The 7,924-nt window shown below is 61.2% G+C and carries 4 protein-coding genes; 2 read left to right on the top strand and 2 right to left on the bottom strand.

Features of this window, described 5'->3' with window-relative positions:
• Positions 1-123 precede the first annotated feature (123 nt).
• Both FJ404_01255 and metH read right to left on the bottom strand, forming a co-directional pair.
• Entirely contained in the window at positions 124-960 is an 837-nt protein-coding gene (locus FJ404_01255) for a hypothetical protein (GenBank protein MBM3821509.1), read from the bottom strand.
• The gene (gene metH / locus FJ404_01260; protein MBM3821510.1) at positions 957-4,778 is read right to left on the bottom strand and encodes a methionine synthase; all 3,822 of its coding nucleotides are present in this window, start codon (positions 4,776-4,778) and stop codon (positions 957-959) included. Before metH ends, FJ404_01255 begins: the two co-directional genes overlap by 4 nt.
• A 127-nt stretch (positions 4,779-4,905) precedes the next feature.
• On the opposite strand from metH, the gene FJ404_01265 reads away from it, so the two are divergent.
• Positions 4,906-6,279 carry an MBL fold metallo-hydrolase gene (locus FJ404_01265; protein ID MBM3821511.1) on the top strand — a complete coding sequence of 458 codons (1,374 nt, stop codon included), beginning with the start codon at positions 4,906-4,908 and terminating at the stop codon, positions 6,277-6,279.
• Positions 6,280-6,539: 260 nt separating this feature from the next.
• Entirely contained in the window at positions 6,540-7,655 is a 1,116-nt protein-coding gene (gene dprA / locus FJ404_01270; GenBank protein MBM3821512.1) for a DNA-protecting protein DprA, read from the top strand.
• Positions 7,656-7,924: the final 269 nt, after the last annotated feature.

A 7,924-nucleotide genomic window follows, 5' to 3' on the forward strand; every position in this document is an offset into this window, starting at 1 on the left:
TGGAAAAACTGAGAGCGTCTCGATGTTCGGATGTGGCTGCGGCTGGTCTGCGACACAGCCGCGCTCCCCAAAATGATCTTCCGATCGCTTGATGCTGATCAGTGGCCGTTTCCAGGGAACGGGTCACTGCCCGGGGGGGCGCTGCGGGATTTCGACTTCGAATTCGAAGACCACCGAGGCACCATCGGGCGACAGGTTAGGGGAGAGCTTCATGTGAATGGAGTTCTCTGGCGTGTTGCCGACGGCGATGGTTCCACTCCCTCCGCTGCTCAGGGCCAGGTTGGGCGCGGCGACGACCGTGACGCCCGACGCCCCGGTAAAGCTCTTTTCCAGGACTTCCGCCGCGGCCGGCTCCAGCACGCTGGCCCTCGTTGGATCCGCCATCGCCGCTAATCCCAGCCGGTTCCCTGAGGGTTCGTCCACATCCAGGAGGCGGGCCTGGAATCCCACCGTCTGGGCTGTGTTTCCCTGGTTTCCCGGCAGGGTGGGTTGGAGCAGGATAAAATGATGTCGGCCATGCGGTCCCACCCAATTGCCCAGGACCAGGGTTTGACGATCTCTGAGCTTGCCTTGAGACTGGATTTTCAGCTTGTTGCCTTCTTGAAACATCTGCACCCGGGGAGCGCCCGCGCCTGCATCGGAAGGAACTTTGGGCTGCTCTGCGCTGCCCGATCGAGGGTTCCCCGCCGCCGCGGCCAGTTGTTGGCGCAACTGCCCGACTTCTCCCCTCAACCTCAGCAGCTCTCTCATTTGATCTGAAGCAAGCGACTGCGATCCGCGGGTCTTGGCGAGGGCATTCGAGGCTTTCGAAAGTTCGCCCGCCAGAAGGGTGTTTTGAGCCAGGGCCTGCGCCGACTTTTCCTGGGCAGCCGCCAGTCGCGCTTGCAGCCCGCTCCTTTGGTAAAACAGGAAGCCCGTCAGGCCCAGGAGGATCAAGGAGACGGCGAAGGATTTGTTCATCGATAATTTAAGTAAGGGGCCAGCCATTTCTCGACTTCAGCCAAGGCAAGACCCTTGCGGCGCGCATAGTCTTCGACTTGATCCAAGCCCAGTTTGCCCACCGCAAAATATTTGGCTTCAGGATGAGCAAAGTAAAGTCCGCTGACACTCGCCCCAGGCCACATGGCGTAGCTCTCGGTCAAGCGAATGCCCGTCTTCGCCTCGGCATCCAGGAGCCGCCAGAGCGTGCCTTTCTCGGTGTGGTCCGGACAGGCCGGATACCCCGCGGCCGGACGGATGCCACGGTAATTCTCCTCGATCATGTCCGAAGGACTCAACGAGTTCGCAGGTTCGAAACCCCACGCGGTTCGGGCGCGGGCATGGAGGTATTCCGCGAAGGCTTCGGCGAGCCGGTCGGCCAGCGCCTCTGCCATGATCGCCTGATAATCGTCGTGCGCGGCCTTTCGTTCCCGAACCCAGGCCTCCAGTCCCAATCCTGCGGTCACCGCAAAGGCGCCCAAGCTGTCCACCGGTCCCGAGTTTCCGCAGGGCGCGATGAAATCCGCCAGGCATCGCCGGGGCGCCTTCGCCGGGTCGATCGCCTGCTGGCGGAGAAAGTGAAAGACGGCGGAGGGCTTGGTTTCGCCGGGCGAGGTCCAGAGGGCCACGTCATCCCCTTCGGATGCGGCAGGGAAAAAGCCGTACACCCCGCGCAAGCCGGTGCGCCGTTCCTGCACCATGCGTTCCAGCAGTTCTTGCGCGTCCTTGAACAGCGCGCGCGCCTCTGCTCCGTGGTTGGGATGCTCGAAAATGGATGGAAACCGGCCGCGCAATTCCCAGGTATGGAAGAACGGCGACCAATCGATGAATGGAATGACGTCCTGCATCGTGATGACCTCGTCGGGGGGGGCTCCCGTCCCCTCGGTTCCGAAAGTTTTCAAACCCCAGAAACTCGGCTGCGGCACGGAAGCGTGCGATAAGCGGGGCGCTTGCGCGCGGGCCTCGACCAGGCTCATCAACGTGGGGCGAGTCGCCTCGTGCCGGGAACGGAGGGCCGAATACTCCTCGCGAATCTGCCTCACGAGCGCGGGTTTCTGCTCCCGATTCAGCAAGCCACTGACCACGGGCACCGCCCGCGAGGCGTCGAGGACATGGATGACGGGGGACTCGCATCGCGGCGCGATTTTGACCGCCGTGTGAGCTTTGCTGGTGGTCGCGCCTCCAATCAACAACGGCAAGCCCACGCCGAGCCGTTGCATTTCAGCGGCCACGTGCTGCATCTCGTCGAGCGATGGCGTGATCAACCCGCTCAAGCCGATGATGTCCACCGCTTCCTGGCGGGCGGTTTCGAGGATTTTCTCGCAGGAAACCATCACTCCAAGGTCGAGGATTTCGTAGTTGTTGCAGCCCAGGACGACGCCAACGATGTTCTTGCCGATGTCATGCACATCCCCCTTGACCGTGGCGAGCAAGACTTTGCCCTGAGGACGCACGCTCAAGCCCTGCGCCGCCCTTTCCGCTTTCTCCACTTCCATGAAGGGGGTCAAGTAGTTCACCGCCTTTTTCATCACTCGCGCGGACTTGACGACTTGCGGGAGAAACATTTTGCCGGCGCCGAATAAGTCGCCCACCACGTTCATACCGTCCATCAGCGGCCCTTCGATCACCGCCAGCGGTTTGCCCAGTTTGAGCCGCGCTTCCTCCACGTCCTGCTCGATGTGTGTGTCATGTCCGTTGATCAACGCGTGCTCGAGGCGCTTTTCCACCTCCAGGCTGCGCCAGGGGGCGGTCCCTCGTTCAGCCGAGGCCTCCGGCTTGACCCCTTTGAGCTGTTCACCGAGGGCGACCAGTCGTTCCGTGGCATCGGGACGCCGGTTCAGCAGCACATCCTCGACGTGTTCCAACAGGACGGGCTCGATTTCCTGGTACACCTCGAGCATGCCGGCATTGACGATTCCCATGTCGAGTCCGGCCTGAATGGCGTGGAACAATAACGCGCTGTTCATGGCCTCGCGCACTTTGTTGTTGCCGCGAAAACTGAAACTGATGTTGCTGACCCCGCCGCTGACGCGCGCCCCGGGCAGATGGCTCTTGATCCAGCGAGTGGCTTCGATGAAATGAACCGCGTAGTTATTGTGTTCCTCAATGCCGGTCCCCACCGTCAGGATGTTCGGATCGAAAATGATGTCCTCCGGAGCAACCCCCGCTTGGTCCACCAGCAGCCGGTAGCTGCGCTCGCAGATCTGAATCTTGCGGTCCAACGTGTCCGCCTGGCCGCGCTCGTCGAAGGCCATGACCACCACGGCGGCGCCGTATTGTCGGATGATCCTCGCTTGTTCGAGGAAGGAGATCTCGCCTTCCTTGAGCGAGATGGAATTGACCACACCCTTGCCTTGCAGGCATTTCAAACCCGCTTCCAGAACCGACCACTTGGAGGAATCCACCATCACGGGAACTTTGGCGATATCCGGCTCGGCCGCGATCCATTGCAGGAATCGTGTCATGGCGGCGGGTCCGTCCAGCATGCCTTCGTCCATGTTGACGTCCAAAATGTTCGCGCCATTCTCCACCTGTTGTCTCGCCACCGCCCCCGCGTCCTCGAAGCGGCCTTCTTTGATTAATTTCGCGAACTTGGGTGAGCCCGTGACATTGGTTCTTTCTCCCACCATGAGGAAGGTACCCTCGGTATGCACCAAGGGTTGAGTGCCGCTGAGGCAGAGCTGCGGATCGATGGAAGGGATGGGGCGGGGGGGGACACCCTCCAAGGCCTTGGCGATGGCGGCCACGTGCGCGGGCGTATTGCCGCAGCAGCCGCCCGCAATGTTGAGCAAACCGCTTCGCCCGAAATCCAGCATCTGACAGCTCATGTGCTCCGGCAGCAGGTCGAAGCCGGTGGCGGAGAGCGGATTCGGCAGTCCTGCGTTGGGATAGCAAGAGATGAATGCGTCCGCCACGTCCGCCAGCGCCGTCAACGAGGGTCGCATCAAGTCGGGTCCAAGCGAACAGTTGAGCCCGACCGCGAGAGGGCTGGCATGACGCACCGCGTGCCACCAGGCTTCCACGCGCTGGCCCGAAATCATGGTTTCGCCGCCGCGTCCTACCGCGGCAGAGATGATCAGCGGCAGTTGTTTCGCCTCCTGCTCGAAAACGCGCTGAATCGCGACCAGCGCGGCTTTGGCGTTGAGGGAATCGAAAATGGTTTCCACCAGCAGAAGGTCCACTCCGCCATCCATCAAGGCCTTCACTTGATCGGCGTACGCCTTCGCCACCTGATCGAAGGTCACCACCCGGAAGGACGCGTCCGAGGCATCCGGCGAGATCGAAAGCGAGACCGTCAGCGGTCCGATGGCGCCGGCGACGAATCGCGGCGTCCCGGTCTCTCGAGCCACCCGGTCCGCCCAGTGGCGGCACAGTCGGGCGGACTCGACGTTCAGTTCCGCCGCCAGTTGCCGCAGGAAGGGGTCTCCCACAACACGCTCGTAGAATTCGGGATCTTTGCGACCTCCCTTTTCCCGCGGATCCTCCACGAAGAACTCGCTTTGTCCGAGACTGGTGGCGGAGAAAGTGTTGGTCTCGACGATATCCGCCCCGGCTTCCAGGAACCGGCGATGGACATCGCCGACCACGTCCGGGCGGGTCAAGCTGAGGAGGTCCCCGTTGTTGAGGAGACTTTTGGACGACTCGCGGAAGCGGTCACCGCGGGCTGCTTCCTCGGTCAGGCCGTATTCCCGGAGGGTGGTGCCCATGGCGCCGTCGATGATGACGATGCGCTTCCGCAGCAGCCGTTCCAGGGGCGAGTCCGGAACCCGCCCCGCCGATCCAGAAGATGCGCGCTTCATGGAAGCATCCTGGCAGCGGTGTTTTGGTTCGAAAAGCGAAAAATCAACCCATCAAGATATGTAGATATTTAACTCTTTCCACGATTCGCTCCTTGTCCGTCATGGCTTGCCCCCCTAGCCTTCGCGCATGAAGGTTGCCAATCTCAATCCCCAATCCGATATCGGTGCGTCCAGTTGGCTGCTCGAGATGGACGGTCACCGGCTGCTCATGGATGCCGGGGTGCATCCCAAAAAGGAGGGGTTGGAGGGGCTTCCGCTCTACGACCGGATTGAAGGGCGCGAGATGGACGCCATCGCGATCTCGCATTGTCATCATGACCATGTGGGGTCGCTCCCGGTGGCGGTGCGGCGGTTTCCGCGGGCGCATGTGATGATGCCGGAGTTGAGTTACTTCATCGTCGAGCGGGTGCTGCATAATTCCGTCAACGTCATGACCAAGCAGCGCGACGAGGTGGGCATCCGGGAGTATCCCCTCTATACCCACAACGAGGTGGACGACATCGCCTCGATTTTTCAGGGGTTTCGGTACAACCGGGAGATTGAGTGGGCGGCTTTTCACAAGAGCCGGACCGGCCAGAATTCCCCGACGCTTGAGTTTTTTGATGCCGGCCATTGTCTGGGTTCCGCGGGCTTGCTGGTGCGCGGCCGGAAGGAAACCCTGTTTTACACCGGCGACGTCTCCTTTTGCGAACAGACGCTTTTGAAAGGAGCTCGCTTCGAAGGTGTGCGGGCCGATGTGCTCATCATGGAGACCACGCGGGGCAGCCATCCGACGAGCCAGCGGACTCGCGCCGAGGAGACGGGGCGGCTGGCTGCGGCCATTCACTCCGTGCTGGCCCGCAAGGGCAGCGTGTTGATTCCGACATTCGCCCTGGGCCGGACCCAGGAAATCCTCGCCTTGCTGGCGCTGTTGATGCGGGAGGGAAAATTGAAGCGGCAGCCCGTTTACATCGGGGGCTTGGGCCGGGTGTTTACCGAGATTTACGATCTGCAAGCCGACCGCACGCATCGCAATCACCGCCACTTGCAACTGCACGAGTCTCTGGATCTGGTGGTGCTCTCTAAGCCCGAACTCGATCGCATCAAGCTGGGGAGCGGACGGATTTTTGTGATGACCGCTGGCATGATGAACGAGCACACCGCGGCTCACGACCTGGCCGTTCGCATGCTGGGCGAGGAAAAGCACGCCATCTATTTTGTGGGTTATGCCGATCCCCAGAGCCCCGGCGGCCGCGTCAAAGCTTCCGGCCATGGACAAACGTTTATTATGAGCGGATCGGCGGGAGAAGTGACGCGTCGATGCCAGTTGGACTCCTTCGATCTCACGGCCCATGCCAATCGGGAAGAGTTGCTTGAATTTGTGGGCGAAGTTGAACCTCAAAAGGTCATTTTGGGCCACGGCGACGATGCGGCCCGGGAATGGTTCAAAGCACAAATCCGAACCCAATACCCCAAGATCCGGATCCTGGATCCCGCACCCGGCGAAACTCTGTCCCTGTAGCCGGCAAAGCTTCGGAGGGAGTCATTGTCGCCTCTGGTCAGGCTACGCGGCTGGAGGACTTCAGTGGGGCGGGATTGGGCGGCGTTGAAGCGCCGTGAACGGCGCGGTCCGGGCGGAGCGCGGCGTTTACGCCGTTCCTAAGTGTGTCTTCGAAGGGACGCGGCAAGTCCCACCTTGAACAACTTCGGAACGCGCCGATCCGAATCGCTCCTCCTGTTTGCGGCTTGCTTGCCTCCCCGGCTTGGTTCCAAGATGGGCCCATGGAGGTCAAGGAAGCGCTGATCGCGCTGAACATGGTGGATCATCTCGGTCCCATTCGTCTGAAGCAACTTCTGCAGTATTTTCCTTCGCCGGTGGAATTGTTGTCCGCGAGCGAGTCTGAGTTGAGCCGGGTTCCGGGCATCGGTCCTGAAACAGCTCACGCGATCGCACATTGGGATAAGTTGGTGGATCTTGCCGGAGAGATGCAGCGCATCGCCGCCTTCGGTTGTTCGGTTCTCGTTGAATCTGACCCGGAATATCCAGCGGCATTGCGGGAGATTTATGATCCCCCCATCGTGTTGTATGTGCAGGGGGCGTTGCAGGATCGCGACCGGCACGGATTGGCGGTGGTGGGTTCGCGCCGGAGTTCGCCCTATGGATTGGAGACGGCGCGGCGGTTATCGTATCAGCTTGCGGGGGCGGGCTTGACGGTCGTCAGCGGCGGAGCCCGGGGCATCGACACGGCGGCACATCAAGGCGCCCTGAGCGCGAAAGGACGAACGGTGGCGGTGTTAGGGACGGGCATCAATCTCGTCTTCCCGCCGGAAAACGCCGAACTCTATCGAAAGATCGCGTCCGGAGGTGCGGTAATGACGCAGTTTCCTTTTAACCGTCCTGCCGATCGCCAGTCCTTTCCGATCCGGAACCGACTCGTGGCGGGAATGACGCTTGGCACCCTGGTGGTGGAGGCGCCCCTGAATAGCGGCGCGATGATCACGGCGAATTTCGCCGTGGAATACGGCCGCCAAGTGTTTGCGGTGCCCGGGCGGATCGACTCGCCCGGGAGCAAAGGATGCCATGAATTGATCAAGAAGGGCGCCAAACTCTGCGAGGGGGTCGATGACGTGCTGGGGGAATTCGAGTATCTGTTTCCCCCTTCACGTTCAGCCCGTGGAACCGGCCGGGCCGAGGTCGTGCTGCCGCTCAATGATCAGGAAACCCGGCTGCTGGGTTTTCTGGAGGACGGCGAGAAATCCATCGACGAGTTGATCCGCGCGTCCGGCCTCAGCAGTTCGGTGGTGTCCGTCGCCTTGCTGGGATTGGAGCTGAAAAGACTGGTCCAACCGTTTCCTGGAAAGATCTTCGCGAGGGTTCAGAGGGTGCAGGAACCATGAAACGCGCGACCGAACCGAGGCTCCCGGCCACCTCTCGGCCGGCCTGAGTGTGGTAACTGGGCAGCCTCAGACATCCTGACCTCATGCGGGGAAAGATTGGGTGGAGTGGAATGGAATTGAGACCAAGAGGGACATTTTCGATTTTCAAGGATGGGGGTGGTGGCGGTGAATAGGTGAATGCCGCAAGTTCAATGACCGATGTTTCCTGCCGGGTCTGTGGAGCTCAACCGCGATCTGGCGTGTCGAACGGAAGGAGACAAAGTGGTCTA

The sequence above is a fragment of the Verrucomicrobiota bacterium genome, from assembly GCA_016871495.1.
Lineage (GTDB): Bacteria > Verrucomicrobiota > Verrucomicrobiia > Limisphaerales > VHDF01 > VHDF01.

Coding starts and splice junctions, on each gene's coding strand:
- FJ404_01255 (MBM3821509.1), bottom strand. CDS start 960: ATGAACAAATCCTTCGCCGTCTCCTTGATCCTCCTGGGCCTGACGGGC.
- metH (MBM3821510.1), bottom strand. CDS start 4,778: ATGAAGCGCGCATCTTCTGGATCGGCGGGGCGGGTTCCGGACTCGCCC.
- FJ404_01265 (MBM3821511.1), top strand. CDS start 4,906: ATGAAGGTTGCCAATCTCAATCCCCAATCCGATATCGGTGCGTCCAGT.
- dprA (MBM3821512.1), top strand. CDS start 6,540: ATGGAGGTCAAGGAAGCGCTGATCGCGCTGAACATGGTGGATCATCTC.